At 58.7% G+C, this 22,827-nt stretch carries 20 protein-coding genes; 7 read left to right on the top strand and 13 right to left on the bottom strand.

Going from position 1 to position 22,827, the window contains the following annotated elements:
- Positions 1 to 87 precede the first annotated feature (87 nt).
- The 12 genes from ATI14_RS24175 to ATI14_RS24120 form a co-directional block, all read right to left on the bottom strand.
- Positions 88 to 861: a 3-hydroxybutyrate dehydrogenase gene (locus ATI14_RS24175; RefSeq protein WP_016969722.1), complete on the bottom strand. Its 774-nt coding sequence runs from the start codon at positions 859 to 861 to the stop codon at positions 88 to 90.
- A gap of 7 nt (positions 862 to 868) precedes the next feature.
- Positions 869 to 2,260, bottom strand: coding sequence for a GntP family permease (locus ATI14_RS24170; RefSeq protein WP_080520313.1), 1,392 nt, complete (start codon positions 2,258 to 2,260; stop codon positions 869 to 871).
- A 288-nt stretch (positions 2,261 to 2,548) separates the two neighbouring features.
- Complete coding sequence (locus tag ATI14_RS24165) at positions 2,549 to 3,955, bottom strand: sigma-54 interaction domain-containing protein (RefSeq protein WP_080520312.1); 1,407 nt, start codon at positions 3,953 to 3,955, stop codon at positions 2,549 to 2,551.
- Positions 3,956 to 4,035: 80 nt separating this feature from the next.
- Positions 4,036 to 5,607 carry an ABC transporter ATP-binding protein gene (locus ATI14_RS24160; protein ID WP_016969719.1) on the bottom strand — a complete coding sequence of 524 codons (1,572 nt, stop codon included), beginning with the start codon at positions 5,605 to 5,607 and terminating at the stop codon, positions 4,036 to 4,038.
- Between the two features lie 10 nt (positions 5,608 to 5,617).
- A complete protein-coding gene (locus ATI14_RS24155; RefSeq protein ID WP_080520311.1) occupies positions 5,618 to 6,640 on the bottom strand; it encodes an ABC transporter permease in 1,023 nt (340 codons plus the stop codon).
- A complete protein-coding gene (locus tag ATI14_RS24150; RefSeq protein WP_016969718.1) occupies positions 6,640 to 7,701 on the bottom strand; it encodes a microcin C ABC transporter permease YejB in 1,062 nt (353 codons plus the stop codon). Before ATI14_RS24150 ends, ATI14_RS24155 begins: the two co-directional genes overlap by 1 nt.
- Positions 7,701 to 9,563: an extracellular solute-binding protein gene (locus tag ATI14_RS24145; RefSeq protein WP_016969717.1), complete on the bottom strand. Its 1,863-nt coding sequence runs from the start codon at positions 9,561 to 9,563 to the stop codon at positions 7,701 to 7,703. Before ATI14_RS24145 ends, ATI14_RS24150 begins: the two co-directional genes overlap by 1 nt.
- Positions 9,564 to 9,694: 131 nt before the next feature.
- Positions 9,695 to 9,976, bottom strand: a complete 282-nt coding sequence (locus ATI14_RS24140) for a peptidylprolyl isomerase (protein WP_010210937.1) — start codon at positions 9,974 to 9,976, stop codon at positions 9,695 to 9,697.
- Positions 9,977 to 10,065: 89 nt separating this feature from the next.
- The gene (locus ATI14_RS24135; RefSeq protein WP_080520310.1) at positions 10,066 to 10,914 is read right to left on the bottom strand and encodes a response regulator transcription factor; all 849 of its coding nucleotides are present in this window, start codon (positions 10,912 to 10,914) and stop codon (positions 10,066 to 10,068) included.
- Positions 10,915 to 10,979: 65 nt separating this feature from the next.
- A complete protein-coding gene (locus ATI14_RS24130) occupies positions 10,980 to 12,398 on the bottom strand; it encodes an aminotransferase (protein WP_016969715.1) in 1,419 nt (472 codons plus the stop codon).
- Positions 12,399 to 12,422: 24 nt separating this feature from the next.
- The gene (locus ATI14_RS24125; RefSeq protein WP_016969714.1) at positions 12,423 to 13,523 is read right to left on the bottom strand and encodes a polyamine ABC transporter substrate-binding protein; all 1,101 of its coding nucleotides are present in this window, start codon (positions 13,521 to 13,523) and stop codon (positions 12,423 to 12,425) included.
- Positions 13,524 to 13,619: 96 nt separating this feature from the next.
- On the bottom strand, positions 13,620 to 14,114 hold the full coding sequence (locus tag ATI14_RS24120) for a DUF1543 domain-containing protein (protein ID WP_016969713.1): 495 nt from the start codon (positions 14,112 to 14,114) through the stop codon (positions 13,620 to 13,622).
- Between the two features lie 106 nt (positions 14,115 to 14,220).
- Between ATI14_RS24120 and ATI14_RS24115 the strand changes: the two genes are divergently transcribed.
- The gene (locus ATI14_RS24115) at positions 14,221 to 15,042 is read left to right on the top strand and encodes an aldo/keto reductase (RefSeq protein WP_016969712.1); all 822 of its coding nucleotides are present in this window, start codon (positions 14,221 to 14,223) and stop codon (positions 15,040 to 15,042) included.
- A 53-nt stretch (positions 15,043 to 15,095) separates the two neighbouring features.
- Here the strand turns inward: ATI14_RS24115 and ATI14_RS24110 are convergent, their stop codons facing one another.
- A complete protein-coding gene (locus tag ATI14_RS24110) occupies positions 15,096 to 15,611 on the bottom strand; it encodes an Hcp family type VI secretion system effector (RefSeq protein WP_016969711.1) in 516 nt (171 codons plus the stop codon).
- A gap of 475 nt (positions 15,612 to 16,086) precedes the next feature.
- Here ATI14_RS24110 and tssA point away from each other — a divergent pair, with 475 nt between their 5' ends.
- The 6 genes from tssA to tssG are packed head-to-tail and all read left to right on the top strand — an operon-like array spanning position 16,087 to position 22,825.
- Positions 16,087 to 17,640 (top strand): type VI secretion system protein TssA, encoded by a 1,554-nt coding sequence (gene tssA / locus ATI14_RS24105; RefSeq protein WP_080520309.1) that lies wholly within the window; start codon positions 16,087 to 16,089, stop codon positions 17,638 to 17,640.
- 29 nt (positions 17,641 to 17,669) lie between these two features.
- The gene (gene tssB, locus ATI14_RS24100; protein ID WP_080520308.1) at positions 17,670 to 18,164 is read left to right on the top strand and encodes a type VI secretion system contractile sheath small subunit; all 495 of its coding nucleotides are present in this window, start codon (positions 17,670 to 17,672) and stop codon (positions 18,162 to 18,164) included.
- A 27-nt stretch (positions 18,165 to 18,191) separates the two neighbouring features.
- Positions 18,192 to 19,670, top strand: a complete 1,479-nt coding sequence (gene tssC, locus ATI14_RS24095) for a type VI secretion system contractile sheath large subunit (protein WP_080520307.1) — start codon at positions 18,192 to 18,194, stop codon at positions 19,668 to 19,670.
- Positions 19,667 to 20,086 (top strand): type VI secretion system baseplate subunit TssE, encoded by a 420-nt coding sequence (gene tssE / locus ATI14_RS24090; RefSeq protein WP_016969708.1) that lies wholly within the window; start codon positions 19,667 to 19,669, stop codon positions 20,084 to 20,086. The genes tssC and tssE overlap by 4 nt, the downstream gene beginning before the upstream one ends.
- The gene (gene tssF / locus ATI14_RS24085; RefSeq protein ID WP_016969707.1) at positions 20,076 to 21,848 is read left to right on the top strand and encodes a type VI secretion system baseplate subunit TssF; all 1,773 of its coding nucleotides are present in this window, start codon (positions 20,076 to 20,078) and stop codon (positions 21,846 to 21,848) included. Before tssE ends, tssF begins: the two co-directional genes overlap by 11 nt.
- Entirely contained in the window at positions 21,812 to 22,825 is a 1,014-nt protein-coding gene (gene tssG / locus ATI14_RS24080) for a type VI secretion system baseplate subunit TssG (RefSeq protein ID WP_016969706.1), read from the top strand. The genes tssF and tssG overlap by 37 nt, the downstream gene beginning before the upstream one ends.
- The last annotated feature ends 2 nt before the right edge of the window (positions 22,826 to 22,827 follow it).

Genomic DNA, 22,827 nt, shown 5'->3' with positions numbered 1-22,827 from the left:
CTCATTGGACGCTCTGCGTCCGCTCTTGGGACGCGGAGCGTCCCGGGCTGCATGCCCACGCAGAGCGTGGGCACGAGGGTGACCGGTTTACTGGGCCAGCCAGCCCCCATCAATATTCCACGCCGCACCGCGGACCTGGCTGCCGGCGTCACTGCACAGAAACAACACCAGCTCCCCCAACTGCGGCGGCGTCACAAATGCCAGCGACGGCTGCTTCTCGGCCAGCAAATCATGCTGCGCCTGCTGCGGGTCGATGCCGTTGGCGGCGCGGTCGTCAATCTGCTTTTGCACCAGCGGCGTCAGCACCCAGCCGGGGCAAACCGCGTTGCAGGTCACGTTGCTGGTCGCCGTTTCCAGGCCCACCACCTTGGTCAGGCCGATCACGCCATGCTTGGCCGCCACATACGCCGCCTTGCCCACCGAACCGACCTGGCCATGCACCGAAGCAATGTTGACGATCCGCCCCCAGCCCTTGGCCTTCATGCCCGGCAAACTCAAGCGCGTGCTGTGGAACACCGATGACAGGTTGATTGCGATGATCGAATCCCAGCGCTCGGTCGGGAAATCCTCCACCGCCGCCACATGCTGGATGCCGGCGTTGTTCACCAGAATGTCCACACCGCCGAACTCTCGTTCGGCGTAGGCGAGCATGTCGGCAATTTGCGCCGGGTCGCCGACGTCCGCCGGGTGGTGGCCCACCTTGCCGCCAAACGCCTGCACCTGAGCGATCACCGCGCTGGCGTCGCCGAAGCCGTTAAGGATCAAATCCGCGCCGGCCTTTGCCAGGCTCAACGCAATCCCCAGGCCGATGCCGCTGGTGGAGCCGGTAACCAGGGCGGTCTTGCCGTTCAATGTCGTCATGAAAACCTCACACAATGCCGGTGGCGTAGAAAGTACCGATCACCACGAACACCGCGAGGGTCTTGATGATCGTGATGCCGAAAATGTCCTTGTAGGCTTCGCGGTGGGTCAGGCCGGTGACCGCCAGCAGCGTGATCACCGCGCCGTTGTGGGGCAGGGTGTCCATGCCGCCGCTGGCCATGGCCGCGACGCGGTGCAGCACTTCAAGGGGGATATTGGCCGCATGGGCCGCTGAAATAAAGCTCTCGGACATGGCCGCCAGGGCGATGCTCATGCCGCCCGACGCAGAACCGGTGATACCGGCCAGCAGCGTCACGGTAATCGCCTCGTTGACCAGCGGGTTGGGAATGCCCTTGAGCCAGTCCGCCAGCACCAGGAAGCCCGGCAGCGAGGCGATCACCGCGCCAAAACCGTATTCCGAGGCAGTATTCATCGCCGCCAGCAACGCACCGCTGACCGCACTTTTACTGCCCTCGGCGAGTTTGCTTTTGATCGCCGACCAGCCAAACACCAACACCATGACGATGCCCACCAGCAAGGCTGCCTGCACCGCCCAGATGGCGGTGAGTTTGGCGATTTCCGTAGTCACCGGAGCGCTCATGCCGGGCAGCGCGAGGCTGTGGGTTTTGCCGTACCACTGCGGGATCCAGTGGGTGAACAGCAGGTTCATCACACCCACCAGAATCAGCGGCGACAGCGCGATCCACGGGTTGGGCAGCGCCAGGTTGTCGGCGGTCTCCGGCTCATTGCGCAGCTCGTTGCCATACCCTTCACCGGCACGCTGGGCCTTGTTGCGCTGGCGTGCCAGGTACAGCATGCCGGCGCAGAACACGAAAATCGTGCCGATCAGACCCAGCCACGGTGCCGCCCAGGCAGTGGTGTTGAAGAAGGTGCTGGGGATGATGTTCTGGATCTGCGGCGTGCCGGGCAGGGCGTCCATGGTGAACGAAAACGCGCCGAGGGCGATGGTGGCCGGGATCAGGCGCTTGGGAATATTGCTCAGGCGGAACATCTCGGCCGCAAACGGGTACACCGCAAACACCACCACAAACAGCGACACGCCGCCGTAAGTGAGCAGGGCGCAGACCAATACGATCACCAGCATCGCCTGGCGGGTGCCGAGCAAACGGATCGCCGCGGCGACGATGGAACGCGAAAACCCCGACAGCTCGATCAGCTTGCCGAACACGGCTCCAAGCAGAAATACCGGGAAATACAACTTGATGAAACCGACCATTTTCTCCATGAACACCCCGGTAAAGGCAGGCGCCACGGCGGACGGGTCGGTCAGCAGTACCGCGCCCAGGGCGGCGATGGGGGCAAAAAGGATAACGCTATAGCCACGGTAGGCAGCCAGCATCAACAGCGCGAGGGCTGCCAAGGCAATGATCACACTCATGGTGTGTCTCCAGATCGGATTGTTATTTTTGTGAGGTGGTGCTTTGGGGAGGAGCTATAGCGAGATGTGTGCCAAGAAGTTAACTTGTTGAAATATATGGGAAATAGCTGTTTTTTAATGTTCGATTTCAAGATTTATCTCTATTTAGAGACAAATAAAAATCCAATGTGGGAGCTGGCTTGCCTGCGATAGCGGTGTGTCAGCCCTCATATGTTTGACTGATGTACCGTTATCGCAGGCAAGCCAGCTCCCACATTGGGTTGTCTATTATTTGGGAATTGTGTCTCTTTATTGAGATTGTGCAATACCCAAGGCAACCATCTTCTTGTACAACGTCGACCTGCCAAGCCCCAACCGCCTGGCAGCCTCCACCACATTTCCCTCACACCCCGCCAACGCCGCCGTAATGATCTGCCGATCAAACCGCTCCCGCGCCGCACTGAACGTTTCGTCCTCGACCGTGACGACTGCATTGCGCTCAACCGGGGTAAAGGTGCCAATCGCCGCGCGAATTTCCTCGGTATTCAATACCAGGTCATCACTCAACAAGGCCGCGCGCTCCAGCACATTGCGCAGCTCGCGGATATTCCCCGGCCACGCATGCCGGGCCAGCAGCGCCAGCGCTTCACGATCCAGTTCATGCTGGCTGCGCAGTTCTTCCAGAATGGCTTCGCTCAACGCCGGGATATCGTCCAGTCGCTCGCGTAAGGGCGGCACGCGGATCGGCAGCACATTCAGCCGGTAATACAAATCTGCACGAAACTCGCCGCGCTTGATCGCCGCTTCAAGGTCCATGGACGTGGCGGCAATCACCCGCACATCGCTGTGCTGCATTTCGTTGGAACCTACCGGTTCGAATTCCTTTTCCTGCAACACCCGCAGCAGTTTGCTTTGCAGCGGCAGCGGCATGTCGCCGATTTCATCGAGAAACAGCGTGCCGCCCTGGGCAATCTGGAACTTGCCGGGGCGCCCCTTGCGGTCGGCGCCGGTGAACGCACCGGGGGCGGTGCCGAAGAACTCGGCTTCGAGCAAATCATGGGGAATCGCCGCGCTGTTGATGCTGACAAACGCCTTGTGGGCCCGCGGTGATGCGCCATGAATCGCCTGGGCGAGCAATTCCTTGCCGGTGCCGGTTTCCCCCAGCAGCAACACCGGCGACTCGGCGCTCGCACTGCGCCGTGCGCGGCGTTTGACCTCCAGGCTGGCCGCGCTGGTGCCGATAAAGTGCGCAAAGTTGTACTTGCTCTGCCGCGAACGCAGCAGCGAGCGGGTGGAAGCCAGTTCCTGCTGCAGGCTCAAGTAGCGCTCGATCAGCGGCGACAAATTGCGCAACTCATCGAACAAGGCAAAGCCAATGGCGCCGATCACCGCGCCTGCGTCGTCGTGGATCGGCAGGCGCATCACCACCAGCGGGCCTCTGGGGGTGTCCTGAATGTCCAGCAAAATCGGCTGATCAGTGCGCACCACCTGGCGCAACAGGCTGTTGGCGATCACCTGTTCGCAGGGCTGGCCAATGGCTTCGTCGGCGCTTTTCAGGCCGAAGCGCCGGGCATAGCGCTCGTTCATCCACACGATATTGGCATCGCGGTCGACAATCACCGTGCCTTCGCTGGACTGCTCGATAATCTCGAACAGCGACTGGATGGCCAGGCCGCGAACCTGTTGGTAATCCTTGAGGCTTTCGTTGCTATTCATGTTCACGTCGCCAACACAAAATATGAATAAGATCGCGACCCTGTGGGAGCTGGCTTGCACGCTCCCACAATGGGGCGCGTTTACAGGGGAATGTGTGCGGCGGCCAGCAGCTCTTTGGTGTAAGGATGCTGCGGCGTTTCAAACACCTCATGGCTGGGGCCGCGCTCCACCACCTTGCCGTCCTTGATCACAATCATGTCGTGGGCCATGGCACGCACCACGGCCAGGTCATGGCTGATAAACAGGTAGGTCAGGCCGTATTTCTCCTGAAGCTCGCGCAACAGAGTTACCACCTGTTTCTGCACCGTACGGTCGAGGGCGGACGTGGGCTCGTCCAGCAACATCAGCGCCGGTTTGAGCACCAGTGCGCGGGCGATGGCGATGCGCTGGCGCTGGCCGCCGGAAAACTCGTGGGGGTAGCGGTGGCGGCTGTCCGGGTCCAGACCCACGTCCTTGAGCACCTGGACCACCTGCGCATCACGCTCGGCCAGGCTGCATGGCGCGTGAACTTCCAGGCCTTCGCTGATGATCTGCTCGACCGTCATGCGTGGGCTGAGGCTGCCGAACGGGTCCTGGAACACCACCTGCATCTGCTTGCGCCACGGGCGCATCTGCTGGTGGTTCAGCGGGTCAAGGTCCTCGCCCTGAAAACGGATACTGCCGGTGGAATCCAGCAGACGCAGGATCGCCTGGCCCAACGTGGACTTGCCCGAACCGGACTCGCCGACAATCCCCAGGGTTTTGCCGCGCTGCACGCTGAGGCTGATGCCATCCACGGCGCGCAGGTAGGTCTTGCGCCGAAACAAACCGCTTGAAAGGGGGAATTGCACCGTCAGGTCATCCACCTGCAACACCGTTTCACGCGCGTCGCTGCAGAGCACATCGCCAGAGGGTTCGGCGTCGAGCAGCAAGCGGCTGTAGGTATGTTGCGGCGCTGTAAACAACGTCTCGCAATCGGCCTGCTCGACAATCTCACCGGCGCGCATCACGCACACCCGTTGGGCAATGCTGCGCACCAGGTTCAGGTCGTGGCTGATCAGCAGCAGGGACATGCCCAAGCGCTGTTGCAGGGATTTGAGCAACAGCAGAATCTTGCGCTGCACGGTGACGTCGAGCGCGGTGGTGGGCTCGTCGGCGATCAACAGTTCCGGCTCGCAAGCCAGGGCCATGGCGATCATCACCCGCTGGCGCTGGCCGCCGGACAACTGATGTGGATAGGCTTTGAGCCGTTCCCGAGGCTTCTGAATGCCCACCAGCTCCAGCAATTCAAGAATGCGCGCCTGCGCTGCCTTGCCGCCCAGGCCCTTGTGCACCAGCAGGGTTTCGCCAATCTGCTTTTCGATGCTGTGCAGCGGGTTGAGGGAGGTCATCGGCTCCTGGAAGATCATCGCAATGCGGTTGCCGCGCAGTTTTTGCAGGGTGGCCGCCGAGGCTCCGATCATCTCCTGACCGCGATATTGGATGGAGCCGGTGGTGTGTGTGCCGGCTTCGGGCAGCAATTGCAGGATGGAATGGGCGGTCACCGACTTGCCCGAGCCCGATTCGCCCACCAGCGCCAGGCATTCGCCGGGGCGCACGTCCAGGCTCAGGTTTCTCACGACGGTCTGGCCGTTGAAGGCGACGCTGAGGTCGCGGATTTCGATCAGGTTCATAGGCCGGCACTCATGAGCGGGGGTCGAAGGCGTCACGCAACGCCTCGCCAATAAAGACCAGCAGCGACAGGATGACCGCCAGGGTGAAAAACGCCGTCAGGCCCAGCCACGGCGCCTGCAGGTTCTGCTTGCCCTGGGCGATCAGTTCCCCCAGCGACGCGCTGCCCGCAGGCATGCCAAAGCCCAGGAAATCCAGGGCGCTGAGGGTGGAAATCGCCCCGGTCAAAATAAACGGCAGGTAACTCAGGGTGGCGGTCATGGCATTGGGCAGGATGTGCCGTCGAATGATCTTGCCGTCGCCCAGGCCCAGGGCCCGTGCGGCCTTGACGTATTCCAGGTTGCGCCCGCGCAGGAACTCGGCGCGCACTACGTCCACCAGTGCGAGCCAGGAAAACAGCGCCATGATGCCCAGCAGCCACCAGAAATTGGGCTCGACAAACCCCGACAGAATAATCAGCAAATACAGCACCGGCAGCCCCGACCACACCTCCAGAATGCGCTGGCCGAGCAAGTCGACCCAACCGCCGTAGTAACCCTGCAACGCACCGGCGGCGATGCCGATGGCTGCACTGATGGCGGTGAGGGCCAGGGCAAACAGGATCGACACGCGTGCGCCAAAGATCACCCGCGCCAACACATCCCGCGACTGATCATCGGTGCCCAGCCAGTTCACCGACGAAGGCGGGCTGGGGGCAGGGCGGCTCAATTCGTAATTGGGTGTGTCGTCGCTGAACGGAATCGGCGGAAACAACATCCAGCCGCCGTCCTTTTTGATCAGCTTCTGCACGTAGTCACTGCGGTAGTCGGGCTGGAACGGCAGTTGCCCGCCAAACTCCTGCTCGGTGTAGCGCTTGAACACCGGGAAATACAGCTCGTTTTTGAAGCTCAGTACCAAGGGCTTGTCGTTGGCGATCAGCTCGCCGCCCAGGGTAAGGATAAACAGGCCGATAAACAGCCACAGCGACCACCAGCCGCGACGATTCTTCTTGAACCGTTCGAAACGCCGGCGGGCCACGGGAGACAGATTTAGCATCAGGCGTTCCTCGCGGCAAAGTCGATACGCGGGTCCACCAGGGTGTAGCAGAGGTCGCCGATGAGTTTTATCAAGAGCCCGAACAAGGTGAAGATAAACAGCGAGCCGAACACCACCGGGTAATCCCGCGACACAGCAGCCTCGTAGCTCATGCGCCCCAGGCCGTCGAGGGAAAAGATCACCTCGATCAGCAGCGAACCGGCAAAGAACACGCTGATAAAGGCCTGTGGAATTCCCGAGATCACCAGCAACATCGCGTTGCGAAACACATGGCCATACAGCACGCGGCGCTCGCTCAAGCCTTTGGCGCGGGCAGTGACCACGTACTGACGGGTGATTTCATTCAGGAAGGAGTTTTTGGTGAGAATGGTCAGCGTGGCAAAGCCGCCGATGACCAGCGCGGTGACCGGCAACACCAGGTGCCAAAAATAATCGGCAACCTTGCCGACCGTGCTCAGCTCTTCAAAGTTCTCTGACACCAGGCCGCGCACCGGGAACCAGTTCAGCGAGGTGCCGCCGGCAAACACCACAATCAGGAACATCGCGAACAGAAACGCCGGCATCGCGTAACCGATGACGATGGCCGTGCTGCTCCACACATCAAAACTGCTGCCATGGCGCACGGCTTTGCGGATGCCCAGAGGGATCGACACCAGGTAGGTGATCAGCGTGGCCCACAGGCCCAGGGAAATGGTGACCGGCATTTTCTCCAGGATCAGGTCGATGACGGTTTTGCCACGAAAGAAACTGTTACCAAAATCCAGTTTGGCGTAGCTCTTGAGCATCAACCACAGGCGTTCCGGCGCGGGTTTGTCGAAGCCGTACTGTTTTTCGATGTCCTTGATGAGTTTGGGGTCCAGCCCCCGGCTGGCTCGCGAGCCGCTGCTGATGCCCTCGCCAGCCGAACCGCCGACGGCACCGCCGCCAATCCCTTGCAGGTGGGCGATGGCCTGTTCGACCGGGCCGCCTGGCGCGGCCTGCACGATCACGAAATTCACCAGCAGGATGATCACCAGCGTCGGGATGATCAGCAGAAGGCGCCGCACAATGTAAGCAAACATCAGCGCGCTCCTCCGCGTTTTTTCAGCTCGGCGGTCATCTGTTCATTCGTCAGTGGGGTGGGGCTGATTTCCCACCAGGTTTCCAGCGCCTCGTCGTTCCTGGCCTCGATGGCCGGGCGGCCGAAGCGGTTCCACCACGCGGCGGAGGTGCCGGGCGGGTAGTAGTTGGGGATCCACAGGTAGTTCCATTGCAGCACGCGGTCCAGGGCATGGGCATAGGTGAGCATTTGTGCCTGGGTGTTGGCCTTGACCAGGCCTTTGATCAGTGTGTCGACGGCCGGATCCTTGAGCACCATGTAGTTGTTGGCGCCGGGGTCGAACGCTGCGTCCGAGCCGAAAAAATTATACAGCTCCATGCCCGGTGAGGTGGTCACCGGGAAGCCGGTGACGATCATGTCGTAATCGCGGGCCATTACGCGGTTGACGTACTGCGAGGAGTCAATGCGGCGGATGTTCAACGTAATGCCGATTTGCGCGAGATTGCGTTTATACGGCAGCAACAGGCGTTCCAAACCACTTTGGGCATTAAGGAAAGTGAACTCCAGCGGCTCGCCCTCGGCGTTGACCAGCTTGTCGCCCTTGGGTTTCCAGCCGGCTTCTTCGAGCAAGGCCAGAGCTTGCAACTGCTTGTCACGAATCATGCCGCTGCCATCGGTGACCGGCGCCTTGAACACTTGCGTGAACACCTCGTCGGGCACCTGGCCGCGCAAGGGTTCAAGAATCGCCAGTTCTTCCTGGGTCGGCGGTTGGCTCGCGGCCAACGGGCTGTTGGAGAAGAAGCTTTGCTGGCGGATGTACATATTGCGCATCATCTGCCGGTTGGCCCATTCGAAGTCCCACAGCATGGCCAGGGCCTGGCGCACGCGGCGGTCCTTGAACATCGGTTTTTGTACGTTGAACACATAGCCCTGGGCCGGTTGCGGCATCTCTTTGGCCAGGTGATCACGTTGCAGGCGGCCATCATCCAGCGCCGGGCCGTTGTAGCCGATGGAGTAACCGGTGGCGGAAAACTCGCGGTTGAAGTCGTAGGCACCGCCACGCAGCACCTGGCGCGCCACTTCGGTGTCGCCGAAGTACTCAAGGCTCAGATGATCGAAGTTGTACAGGCCGCGGCTGACCGGTAAATCCTTGCCCCACCAGTTCGGGTCGCGGGTAAAGGTAATGGTGCTGCCTGAGTCGATCTTGCTGACCTTGTACGGGCCGCTGCCGAGCGGCGCTTCATAACCGCCGCCATTGGCAAAATCGCGGGTCTTCCACCAATGCTCGGGAAACACCGGCAAGGTGGCGATATCCAGCGGCAGGGTGCGATTTTCATTGCTGGAAAAATCAAAGCGCACCTGGCGCTCACCCTCGACTTCGACGTGCTTGACGTCGGCGAACAGTGTGCGGAAGCGCAGGCTGCCCTGGGTCATCAGCAGGTCAAAACTGTAACGCACGTCTTCGGCGGTGATGGGCGTGCCGTCGGCAAAACGTGCTTTGGGGTTCAAATAGAAGCGCAGCGACAGGCCGTCCTCGGCGCGCTCCATCTTTTCGGCGACCAGGCCATACACCGTATACGGCTCGTCCAGCGAGCGCTGGGCCAGCGGCGCGTACAGCCAGCCGTCGACCTGAGACACACCAATACCTTTGTCGATGTACGGCAGCACATGGTCGAAGCGCCCGATCTCGATGGCCGAGCGCTTGAGGCTGCCGCCCTTGGGCGCATTGGGATTGGCATAGTCAAAATGAGTGAAGCCGGTGGGGTACTTGGCCGGTTCGCCGTAGACCGTGAGGTAGGTCTGCGGGGCTGCGATCACAGCCGAAGTGGCCAGCAGCAGGGCCAGGGCAGAACCGAACAGTGTTGTAGGAAAAGCCAGTCGCATTATCAGCCTTGAACGCCGGGTGAGCAGGAATAAGGATTTGTACGCTAACGGCGCCAGCGTCGCCAGTCATCACATGCACAACGGCCCACCAAAAGGCGGGCCGTTGTTTTAGAGCATCAGCGCGGACTGGATCAGTCCTGGCGGCTGGTGACTTCCAGCAGGTGGTAACCGAATTGGGTTTTCACCGGGCCTTGCACGGTGTTGACCGGGGCGCTGAAGACCACGGTGTCGAATTCTTTAACCATTTGGCCTGGGCCGAACGAACCCAGGTTGCCGCCGTCACGGCTGGACGGGCAGCTGGAGTTGGCTTTGGCGATTTCTGCGAAATCGGCGCCGCCTTCGATTTGGGCCTTGAGTTCGTTGCACTTGTCTTCAGTGGAAACGAGGATATGACGGGCGGTTGCTTTGGCCATGGGGAGTAACTCCTTGAATTAAAAACGGTGAGCCTACCCGATTCAGGTGGTTATTTCCCGGCAAAGTTCCCGCCGATTGGCAGATCGGTTCAAGAGCGGGCCATGGCGCCGCTGCGGGTCAGCCATTCGATGAACAATGCAAACAGCTCGGCCTGGGAGTTGATCGCCAGCTTGGTGTACAAATTCTTACGATGCATGCGCACGGTTTCCGGTGAGATGCCCAGCACTTGCGCGGTGGATTTCACCGAGTGGCCGCGCAGGATCAAGTGGGCAATTTCCCGCTCACGTACTGTCAATACGCCACTGCCAAACCCCATGAACGCCGCTTCGATCTGCTGGTGCGCCTGGGTCTGGGTAAAGGCTTCATCGCTGATCACCTTGGCCAGCCCGCCCGTGGTGCCGAAGCGGCGCAGCAATTCGCGGACCATCGCCTGAGTGGCGTTCTGCAGTGCCAGTTGCTCGTTGCTGAATTGCCCGGCGCTCAGGCCTTGGAACATGCACAGGGAAATTTTGCTCTGCGGGCACAGGTCGACGATGTAGTAGCTCTCCTGCGCGCCGCCGCTGCGCAGGTAGTAGGTTTTGTAGTACTCGCTGTTGAAGAAGTCATCCGGGGCGATTTGTGCCAGGTGGTAAAAACCCTCGGCAAGCCCCTTGTCCACCGCCAGGCAAAACGGGTCGAGCAGGTAACCACGGGAGAAATAGCGGTGGATGATTTCGTCCTGATAAGCCCGTGGAATGCCTTGTTGATATAACAAGTGCGGTGCCAGGCCCTGGCGCTCCAGGCTGATCATCATCGATTCGATGGGGGTGAGCGTGCACAGCGCCGCCGCCAGGTGTTCCAGGAACGAGGCCTCGTCCACGTGGATAAACGCCTGGGCCAATGCATGGTGCCAGGCTTCCAGTTGCTGCAGGGTTGGCGCGGGGCTGGGTGTGGTCATGCGGGCCAGTCTACCCGCAGGCCAACACCCAGGCAAAAACGCCGAGACAGGCTCGGCGCGAGGGTTCATCGGCCTTGATACTCGCCGCTTTCACGCAGCTCGACCGTCGTGTCGAGGATGCACTGGCGCAGGGTTTCGACGATTTCGTCGACCTGGGCGCGGGTGATGATCAGCGGTGGCGACATCACATTCAAATGGCCGATCGGACGCACCAGCAGGCCTTTTGCCTGGGCGCGCAAGTGGATTTTCTCGCCGATATTCACCGCGTCCGGCAACAGCGCCTTGCTGCGTTTATCTGCGACAAATTCAATGCAGGCCATCAGACGCTGGCAACGGATATCACCCACCAGGGGCAGGTCGGCCAGTGTTTGCAGGCGTTGTTCGAGATACACGCCGACATCCTCAACATGCGCCAGCAGGTTTTCCCGCTCAATGATTTCTATGTTTTTCAGCGCCGCCACACAACTGACCGGGTGGCCGCTGTAGGTGAAACCGTGGGTGAAGCAACGGCCCTTGCCCGGTTCGCCGATCACTTGCCAGATGCGCTCGGAGAAAATGCACGCGCCCAACGGCAAGTAGCCGGACGTCAGGCCCTTGGCGGTGGTGATGATATCGGGCTGCATGCCGAACACGTCTTCGGAGGCGAAAAATGCACCGAGCCGGCCGAACGACGTCACCACTTCATCGGCTACGTAAAGCAGGTCGTAGCGCTGGCAGATCTCCCACATGCGGCGGTGATAGCCGACAGGTGGGATGATCACACCACCCGAGCCCATGATCGGTTCGGCAAAGAAGGCGGCTACGTTGTCCGGGCCGAGCGTGAGGATCTTGTCTTCGAACTCGCTGACCAGAAAGTCAAGAAAATCGGGCTCGCTCATCCCCTCAGGTGCCCGGTAATAATTAGGGCAGGAAATGTGGTGAAACAAATCACTCATGAAATCGAATTCGGGGGCGCGGTCGGCCGCCTTGTTGCCGATCGACATGGTGAGGAAGGTCGAGCCGTGGTACGCACTCAAGCGCGAAATGATGTGCTTCTTGGCCGGTTTGCCGCGGCTGTTCTGGTAGAACTGCACCAGCCGGTAAGCCGTGTCCACGGCAGTTGAGCCACCGGTGGTCAGGAATACGTGGTTCAGGTCACCGGGAGCCAGGCTGGCGAGCTTGGCACACAGTTCGATGGCGGTGACGTTGGCCATGTCGCAGAAGGGGTTGGAGTAGGCGAGCTGACGCACCTGATGGGCGATGGCGTCGGCCATTTCCTCACGGCCCAGGCCGATATTCGTACACCACATGCCACCGACGGCATCGAGGTAGCGATTGCCATGAGTGTCGTAGATGTAGGCGCCGTTACCCACCGCAATATTCAGCGAGCCTTGTTCACGGTGCTCGTCGAACATATGAAAGCCGTGCATGTAGTGAGCTTTGTCGGCGGCGTCCAGCTTGTCGTGGTCAAACTGGGCGAAGAAAGCGGGATTTGGCAGAGTCATGGCGTTTACCTTCAATGGCTGGGTTTACTTGCCGGTTTTCACGGCATTCCAGGTACGGGTGATCAGGCGCACCGCAGCTTGGGGCTGGCTTTTTTGCGTGAACAGGCGCTGCATCGTCGCCGGGTCCGGGTAGATGGCCGGGTTGTCGCGGATGTCGGCGTTCACCAACGGCTTGGAGGCCAGGTTGCTGTTGGCGTAATGAATGGTGTTGCTGACGCCGGCCATGGTTTGCGGTTGCAGGAGAAATTCGATGAATTTATGCGCATTGGCGACGTGGGGCGCGTCGGCGGGGATGTAGAAGTTATCGAACCAGATCAACGAACCTTCCTGGGGAATGAAGTAGTCCAGTTTGACCTTGGCCCCAGCCTCGGTGGCTCGCGCCTGGGAGGTGGCGTAATCCCCCGACCAGGTGGTGGCCAGGCACAGGTCGCCATTGGCCAGGCCATTGATGAAACCGCTGGAGTCGAACTTGCGAATGTAGGGACGCACGGCCATCAATACATCCTGGGCAGCCTTGAGGTCTTTGGGCGCGACGCTGTTGGGGTCCAGCTTCAAGTACGTCAGGGCCAGCGGGATCATGTCGGTGGGCGAGTCCATGAAGGTGATCCCGCAGTCGGCAAATTTCGACACGATTCTCGGATCGAAGATCATCGCCAGCGAGCCGATCGGCGCATCCGGCATGCGCGCCTTGATCATCTCCACGTTGTAGGTCACGCCGTTGCTGCCCCAGGTATACGGCGCCGAGTAGGTGACGCCCGGGTCGTGGGTTTCCAGGCTCTTGAGCACGACGGGGTCGAGGTTTTTCCAGTCGGGCAGTTGCGATTTATCCAGCGGCTGAAACACCTTGCCTTTGATCAGCAGCGGCACCAGCGAAGCATTCAGCAATGCCAGGTCGTAGCCGGAGCGTCCGGAAAGTAATTTGCCTTGCACGGTTTCGTAGGAATCGTAGGTGTCGTAGATCACCTTGATGCCCGTGGCCCTCTCGAAATCGGCCAGGGTGGTGTCGCCGATATAGTCCGCCCAGTTGTAGATGCGCAAGGTGTTGGCGGGGTCGTCGGCGGCGTGGCTCAGCGAACTGGTTGCCAGCAATGCGGCGCTGAACAGGGCGATAAGGGCTTTGTGCATGGGAACCCACCTTTGTTGTGCTTGTTATCAGGCTCAGGGACTGATTGCACTGTCAGGCAGGTGAGGGGTGGGCGCCATACCCCGTTCGGGTAGGGTTCAGGGCAACACGATGTAGTCATTCTGCTGGATGATGGGCCGGTGCGCGCCTTGTACGAGGTGAATATAGCGGCCGTCTACCAGGTCGATGGGCAGGCAGTCATCAATATCCATCACGCCATCAGTGTGAGGCTGAGTCCAGTCATGCAGCATGTGCCGTTTGCCTTTGCTCATGGCTTCCCGCGGGGTTTTGGCCACCACCAGCAGGTAGTGATGGGCCTCGCCAAAGGCATTGGCCTCGTAACCACCCAGGTTGATGAAATACAAACGATGCGCGTCTGCCTGGGGCGCCAAATGGCTAAGTTCGACTTTCCAGCCGTCGACGCCCTCGACCATCATCCACGAGTCGATGTGTACACCGTTGGGGCTGCCAAACCAGCCGTCGCGCAACTGCGCATAGGTGCCTTGCAGCGTGTCCGCCACAGCGAACACCACATCGTGAACTTCAATTTTCGCCCGTGGATGCTTTCCTCCGAGCATGACGACAAACAGCATTGCAGCCTCTTCCCGGTAACCTGAGAGGGGCTAACCATACTTCGATTGAACCCTTTTGTCCGGTCAGTGCCACACTGTTTATTCGCGAATTCATCAGGAGGTTGTCATGCGTACCATCGATCTGGCTGGCGTTCCCGTCCCTGTTATCGGCCAGGGCACCTGGCGTATGGGCGAAAACCCCGACCAGCGACGCGCCGAAGTCGCCGCATTGCAACTGGGCATTGACGAGGGCATGACCCTGATCGATACCGCCGAAATGTATGGTGAAGGGGGGGCCGAGGAGGTCGTCGGCGAAGCCATACGCGGCAAGCGCGATCAGGTGTTTCTGGTGAGCAAGGTCTATCCGCACAATGCCAGTCAAAAGGGCACCCCTCGTGCCTGTGAATCCAGCCTTCAGCGCCTTGGTACGGATTACATTGACCTGTACCTGTTGCACTGGCGGGGCCAATATCCCTTGGAAGAAACCGTCGAAGCCTTCGAGCGCCTAAGGGAGGCTGGCAAGATCGGTCGCTGGGGTGTCTCCAACTTTGATGTGGCGGACCTGCAGGAACTTGCATCCCCGACATGCGCGACGAACCAGGTGCTATACAACATTGAAGAGCGAGGCATCGAATTCGATTTACTGCCTTGGTGGCAACAACACCATTTGCCCTTGATGGCTTACTGCCCAATCGCTCAGGGCGGTGAGTTGCTGGCGAGTCCCACCCTCAAGCAAATTGCCCTTCGTCATAACGCCACGCCTGCGCAGGTCTCCCTGGCTTGGGTGTTGCGCCAGGACGGCGTTATCGCTATCCCTAAGGCCGTCACACCCGAACATGTACGGCTCAATGCCGGAGCCGCAAAACTCGTGCTCGATGAGCACGATCTGGATGCAATCGACCGGGTATTCGGCGCGCCGAAACGCAAGCACCCGCTGGCGATGGTGTAGCCACAGGACAGGAGCGGCACCCTCCGTGGCGACCGCTCCTGCATCCGCCAGCCTTAGCCGGCTACCGGGCTACGCCAGTCGTCCGAACCGGAAGTGCCGGCGACTTCGTGAGTCCAGATAATTTTTCGGTAGGTGAAATACACATCCTCCAAATGGGTGAAGTGGGCGTTGTCCGGGTCCTGGCAATTGGGCATGCGCGACTGAATGTCCACGACGGTTGCCCCCTCCAGTTCAATGGTGAAGTAGTGTTCCTGAGTGCCGGCGGAGGAGGTGCGCAGCCACTCCAGGCGGCATGATACCTCCTCGCCCGATGTCAGCGCGCTGAAGAGCAGGGGCGAGGACTTGTCGAAGACCTTGCTGATCATCATCGGTTTGTGAACCCGCTGGCCCGTTGGCTGACCCGATTGTGGGTCGCGGGGAATGATGACCTGGTGGGCAAATGCCTGTACCAGAATCTGGTCCTCATGCCCCTCTTGATAAATATTACCTACTGAGTCCTGGGTGAATGTGCCTGCCGTGATCAAGCCTTGTTTAACGCCGGTGATTGAAAGGTACGCGGGTGTTGGCATAAGTGGTTTCCTTGCCTGATTAAGTAGATAGACCGAACGGCAAAATACCGATCGGGCGTTTTCCTATAACAAGAAGCGTGCCTGAATTGGTCGTGGTCAATGAAATATAGGGTGCGGTGGTTTTTTGTTTGGGAAGTGTTGAAGTGTGTGGCGGTTTAAGCGGGCGTTTTATGTTTTAAATTGCAGAGGTGTGCGCATTTATCTGCGCAGTTGCTTTCACTTGATAAATAAAAGCTTGAGCGCAGTAGTTAATGAAATTCTCTGAAATGGTTGCGCAAGGCGCTGCGCACACAAGCTTTTAGAGGGTTTGTAGGAAAGTGCTTAAGTGAAAATCTTGCCCTTGCTGATCGCTTTTGGAATGGCTAAGGTTCGTCTGCCTCGCCTGTAAGTGGGCCGAGGTTAAGGGTATTCCGAATGTTTAACTTGTTACGCTTGGGCTGCCGAATTTATCTTGTGAAGTTATGTGCGATATCGAATGGTTTATTCAGACAAGCTCTACTCTCATTATGTTGAGTTGGCCCGAATCCCTTGCTCGGCAGAAGAGTTTGCCGGCTGTGATATGCGCTTTTCTACAGAGTATGAACTTCTTGAATTTGAACTTGGAAAGGCTCAGTCCATGCATGTTTCAAGTTCGCCGGATTGGCAAAAAGTCAACGAAATTGCCGAGCGCATGTTGCGCGTTCATACCAAGGATTTGCGGGTGGTTGTTTGGCTGACGTGGGCTTTGTACCAGCGTTTTTCATTTCCGGGGCTGTTGGCGGGGCTTGGTCTGCTTCTGGGTCTGTGCGAGCAGCATTGGGCGGTTGTTTATCCCGCCAAAGCACGTACGCGTTGCGCGGCGTTGAGTTGGCTGGTGTCGCGGTTGGACGTGCTCTTTTCACAGCACCTTTTACTGAGTGAGCAGTTGCCTCTGTTTGAGGCGCTCCAGGATCACATCGCGCGCCTTGATGAGCTATGGGGTAAGCGTCTTGGCGATGATGCGCCGTTGTTGCTGCCGGTTCGCAGGCAGCTGTCAGAACGTTTGGTCGCTGCAAGTCAAGTGGCTCCCGAAGCGGTCGGTGTTGCTGGTGTGATGGCCCAGGTCAAGCAGGTCGCTACGCAGTTGCTCAAGCCCGAACAGCCGGTCAGCAACGAAAGAGACGCTCAGAAACTGCTGCGGGCGTTGCAGGACCAGGCTCGGCCGTTATGCGCATGGTGGATGCGCCAAAATGTGGCTGACCCGCGTGCGATGCGTTTGAGCCGGACACTGACGTGGTTGATGCTCATCACTTACCCGGACGCCAACAGTGAGCGAGTAACAGCACTGTTTGCGCCCGCGCCCGACAAGATCAAGCGGTTCGAGAGTCGTTTTGCCCAGGGACAGTATGGCGATCTGCTACTGGAACTGGAGGTCAGCCTGACCCACTCAATGTTCTGGTTCGATGGACTGCGCATGGCATGGGAGTGCCTGGAGGCACTGCAGGCGGGGATGGCGAAGGTCGAACTGGAGATGAGTTTTGCCCTGTTGTTGCAGCGGCTACCGGATTTGCCTGAGTTCAAATTTGCTGACGGTACGCCGTTTGTCGACCCCGCAACAGGTAACTGGATCGCGCTGCATGTTGCACACCACCTGCAAAAAGGCGAAGTACCCAATGTTGTGGGGGATGCTGCGGCGCAACCCTGGGAGGTTGCATTGCAGGAGCAAATACTCAACCTGCGCACAAATGGGCTCAAGCCCGCCGTAGCCGAACTCAAACGAGGCCTGCATGCCGCGCGCAGTGAGCGAGCCAGGTTTCATTGGCGATTGGCGCTTGCCCGGTTGTGCATGCGGGCGGGCAAGCATGACCTGAGCAGGATTCAGCTTGAGCAGTTGGATCACGAACTGCAACAAGCGCGGCTGGATCGTTGGGAGCCTGAATTGGCATTTGAGGTGACCCGGCTCCTGCATCGATGTTACGACCTTTTGCCGCAAGACCACGCCATGCGTGAACGCAGGGACATGACTCATCGAAGGCTGTGTCATTTCGACCTGGAAGCAGTACTTGAATAGGTTTTCTAGCCAAAAAAAGGAGAAACACCATGGCCAAAGACGGTTCGGTAGCACCCAAGGAACGCATCAATATCACCTTCAAACCCTCCACGGGCGGAGCGCAGGAAGAAATAGAACTGCCTTTGAAATTGCTGGTGTTGGGAGAATTCAGCGGGCGAGAAGATCTACGCAAGCTCGAAGACCGAAAGCCAATAGCAATCGACCGGAATTCCCTTGATGAGGTACTGGCCAAGCAAGCGTTGAGCCTGACATTGAGCGTGCCCAATCGACTCCAGGAACAGGCTGGCGCCGAAGAATTGGCCATCCAGGTTCGCATCAACTCCATGAAGGATTTCAACCCCGCCAGCCTGGTTGAGCAGATACCGGAATTAAACAAGTTGATGGCATTGCGTGAGGCCCTGATGGCACTCAAGGGACCTCTGGGCAACACCCCCAGCTTTCGCAAGGCCATCGAGCAGGCATTGGCCGATGATGAGTCCCGTGCGCGGGTACTGGCTGAACTGGAATTGAGCCCCAGCGCCTGACAACTTCAGTAAAAGGACACTGACACCATGATCTCTACCCAGCACAACCCGCAGCCCGCAAAAACCGTCGTTGAACACAGCATCCTCGACAACATCATTGCCCAGACATTGCTCAATGCCGATGACGAAGCCTATGGCATTGCCAGGCGCGGGGTATCGGCATTCATCGAAGAACTGCTCAAGCCACATAACCACGCAGAACCGGTAAAAAAACGTCTGGTTGACCGGATGATTGCCGAGATCGATACCAAGCTCAGCCAGCAGGTAGACGAGATCCTTCACCACAGCGAATTCCAGGCGCTTGAATCCGCCTGGAGAGGGTTGCAGTTGTTGGTGGACCGAACCAATTTTCGGGAGAACATCAAAATCGAGCTGTTGAATGTCTCGAAGCAGGACCTGCTGGATGATTTTGAAGATTCGCCGGAGATTACCCAGTCCGGGTTATACAAACATATCTACAGCGCCGAGTACGGACAGTTTGGTGGTCAGCCAGTAGGGGCGATCATCGCCAATTACTTCCTCTCACCCAATGCGCCTGATGTGAAACTCATGCAACACGCTGCGAGTGTTGCCTGTATGGCCCATGCGCCATTTATCGCGGCGGCCGGGCCAGGCTTCTTCGGACTCGAAAGCTTCACAGGGTTACCCGACCTGAAGGACCTCAAGGATCACTTCGAAGGCCCTCAATTTACCAAATGGCAAAGCTTTCGCCAGAGCGAAGATGCTCGTTACATCGGGCTCACCGTGCCACGTTTTCTGCTGCGCACGCCCTACGACCCTCTTGAAAGTCCGGTAAAGACCTTTGCCTATCAGGAAAATGTGGTCAACAGTCACGAGCATTACCTCTGGGGCAATACCGCCTACGCATTCGCCACTCGCCTGACTGACAGCTTCGCGCGTTTTCGTTGGTGCCCGAACATTATCGGTCCGCAAAGCGGCGGCGCTGTGGAGGACTTGCCACTGCATCATTTCCAGAGCATGGGTGAAATCGAGACCAAGATTCCGACCGAAGTGTTGATCTCGGACCGGCGTGAATATGAGTTGGCCCAGGAGGGTTTTATCGCCCTGACCATGCGCAAAGGCAGTGACAACGCCGCGTTCTTTTCCGCCAGCTCCGTGCAAAAACCCAAGACATTTGGCAACAGTGAGGAGGGCAAGGCCGCCGAATTGAATTACCGATTGGGTACCCAACTGCCCTACATGATGGTGGTCAACCGTCTCGCCCATTACCTCAAGGTGCTGCAGCGTGAACAACTGGGCTCCTGGAAGGAGCGTACGGATCTTGAGCTGGAGCTGAACAAGTGGATCCGCCAATACGTGGCTGATCAGGATAACCCCAGCGCCGAAGTCCGCGGGCGCCGACCTTTGCGCGCAGCCAGAATTGTAGTCAGCGATGTAGATGGGGAGCCTGGCTGGTATCGGGTTAGCCTGAGTGTGCGCCCTCATTTTAAATATATGGGAGCGGACTTCACGCTGTCCCTGGTTGGGAAGCTCGACAAGGAATGAGAACAGGCCAGGGGGACTCCCACAACACCAGCCTTTTCGAGCGTCTTGATCGCGATACGTCGTCCCGGACGTGCAGGGTCAGCTCCGTAGCAGCGCATCTGGCGAAAATGCTTGGCACCCGTGCGGGCAGCGTCCAGACATTGCCGGACTACGGACTGCCCGACCTTAATGACATGCGGCTGAGCCTGCATGAATCCGTGACCCGGTCGCGCATCGTAATTGAGCGTTTTATCCAGGCTTACGAGCCAAGGCTGGCGAATGTGCGTGTCCACCTTTTGCCGCGAGGCGACGACCCTTTGGCCCTGTCTTTCACAATCGATGCTGCGCTGATCGTTGACGGTGTTCTGCAATCCGTTGTGTTCCGCGCACGGTTAATGGACACCGGTCGGGTTGAGGTGTGTGCCGATGGGGTTTAATCACTATTTCCAGAGCGAACTCAGCGCTCTGCGTCAGCTCGGTCGGCGGTTTGCTGAACGTAACCCGGCCCTGGCGCCGTTTCTTGCACATCCAGGCCAGGATCCGGATGTAGAGCGCCTGTTGGAGGGATTCGCTTTTTTAACCGGACGTTTGCGTCAAAAACTGGATGACGAACTGCCAGAGTTGACACATTCCCTGATGCACCTGCTGTGGCCCAACTACATGCAGCCGCTACCGTCGTTCAGCATCCTGCAGTTTGACCCACTTAAACGCGTAGGGCCCCCTGTTCAGGTTCCGCGTGACACTTCGATTGAAAGCGAGGGCGCAGGGGGGCAGCGTTGCCGTTTCCGGACCTGTTACGCCACTGATGTCATGCCGCTGCAACTGACCGGCGTAGAGAGTCTGCGTCAGGGCGAGGGTGCACACCTGGATTTGCGTCTCGCCATGAGTGCGGAAGGTAACTTCAGTGAGTTGGCTTTCGATGCCCTTCGGCTGCACTTGTCCGGAGATCGCTATACCAGCCAGGGATTGTATCTTGGGTTGTTGCAGCATCTGGACGCAATCCACTTGCTGCTCCTGGACCACGATGGCATGCCAATCGACGAAATCGACGGGCAGCGAGCCGGATTGCGGCTGTCGGCTGCCAACGTCCGGCCGGTCGGGTTTGCGGAGAACCAGGCGCTGATTCCTTATCCGCAAAATACATTCAGAGGCTATCGCCACCTGCAGGAATACTTCGCCTTTCCCGACAAATACTTGTTTGTCGATGTAGAGGGCCTGGACGTGTTGCACACACTTCCCGAAGCGCTCCTCAAGCGCGCGCACGGCATGGTAATGCGCTTTGAGCTGCGCACTCAGCGTTTCGAAGCGCGGCACCTGACTCTGGACAATGTGAAGTTGTACTGCACACCCATTGTCAACCTGTTCAAGCATGATGCGGTACCTATTCGCCTGGATGGCAAACAAGACGAGTACCTGTTGGTTCCGGGCGAATATGCGTCGGGTAACGCGGCGGTGTTTTCCGTGGACAGCGTCACGGGGTGGCGCCCGGGCGGGTTGGGGTATCAAGCTTATGTGCCCTTTGAGTCCTTTGTGCATGATGGCCAAAGCACGCAGTCATACATCATCCGTCAACGCGTATCGCTGCAGCACAGTGGTCTCGACACCTGGATCGGTTTTGGCGACCACAAGGGGCAGCATCAGGAAACACTGTCGATCGAGCTGACGTGTACCAACAGCAACCTGCCTCGCCAGTTGCGTATCGGGGACATCAACCAGCCCTGTGAGCAGGCTCCCGAGTTACTCACATTTCGAAATATCACCGTGCCAACGTCAAGCTTCGCGCCACCGCTGGATCAGGATTTCCTGTGGAAGCTTATCAGCAACATGTCGCTCAACTACTTGTCGCTGACCGACATCAATGCCTTGAAGGTCATTCTCCAAACCTACGACTTTCCGAGCTATCACGACCAACAGGCGCACAAGGTCGGCCAGGCAAGGTTGGGCGCTTTGCGTTCCATCAGTCATGAAGCCGTAGACCGTTTGCACCGTGGCTTGCCCGTTCGCGGCTTGCGTGTTGACCTGATCGTTGACCCGCAGGGGTTTCTCGGCCAAGGCGATGTGTTCGTGTTCGCGTCGGTTCTCAATGAGTTTTTCTCGCTTTACGCCAGCCTCAATTCCTATCACGAGTTGCGAGTCACCAGCACACAGGGAGACGTGTACCTATGGCCTTGCCGGATGGGGCAGCAGCCCCTGCTTTGACTGAAGTGTGCCGGGTGATCCGTGAGTACACGCTTTTCCAGGCGGTACTGCAGGTGATCGAACGGTTGCGTGATGCTCATCCGTTACTGGATGAGGACGCGTTGTACGACCAATTGGAGTTCCAGGCCAATCCAGGATTGGGTTTCGCAGCGCACGATATTGAACGTGTCGAATTTTTTCTGGAGGGTGAACAGCTGCGTGCTCGCCTGCGCCTCAATGTATTGGGCTTGTTTGGTGCGGGTTCACCACTGCCCGCATTTTATGGTGAGCAGGCTTTTACCGAACAGCCAGGCGGCAATGCGACCCGCGATTTTCTCGACCTGTTTCACCACCGTTTGCAGCGGCTGATGCTGCCTGTCTGGCGCAAATATCGGTATCAGGCTCGTTTTCACCTGCAAGCCGACGATGATTTTTCTCGTCAGATGTTTGCGCTTATCGGGCTGGGCAGTACCGCCATTCGGGCTGCTGCGCAACTGGATTGCAAGCGTCTTTTGCCCTACCTGGGGCTTCTGAGTCTGCGAGCACATTCGGCTGCGTTAATTGAGACCGTGCTGCGTTATTACTTCAAGCATCCGCCGATATTCATCGAACAATGGGTTGAGCGGAGCGTGGAGATCGTCCATTCGCAACGCAACGACCTGGGGTTCGCCAACAGTGAGCTTGGCAGGGATTTGGTACTGGGCCGTCACGTTCATGACCGCAGCGGGAAGTTCAGGGTGCATGTGCTTTCGCTGAGTTGGGAACGTTTACACGAGTTTTTACCAACAGGTACGGGGTACCCGCCGTTATGTGCACTGGTGCGCTTAACCGCGCGGGATCCTTTGGCGTACGACGTGCGGTTGGTATTGGCTGAAGGGCAAGCCAGGGCGCTGCGCATAGGTGCGTGCAATGTTTGCCAGCTTGGCTGGACCAGTTGGCTGGGGCATGAACAGGCTGACGGTGCCGTCACGTTTGGAGCAGTTTTCATTAGGGATTGATG

Source organism: Pseudomonas tolaasii NCPPB 2192, assembly GCF_002813445.1.
In the GTDB taxonomy this organism is placed as follows: domain Bacteria; phylum Pseudomonadota; class Gammaproteobacteria; order Pseudomonadales; family Pseudomonadaceae; genus Aquipseudomonas; species Aquipseudomonas tolaasii.
The sequence above is the reverse complement of the archived record's forward strand: the minus strand, read 5'-3'. Positions and strand labels throughout refer to the sequence as shown.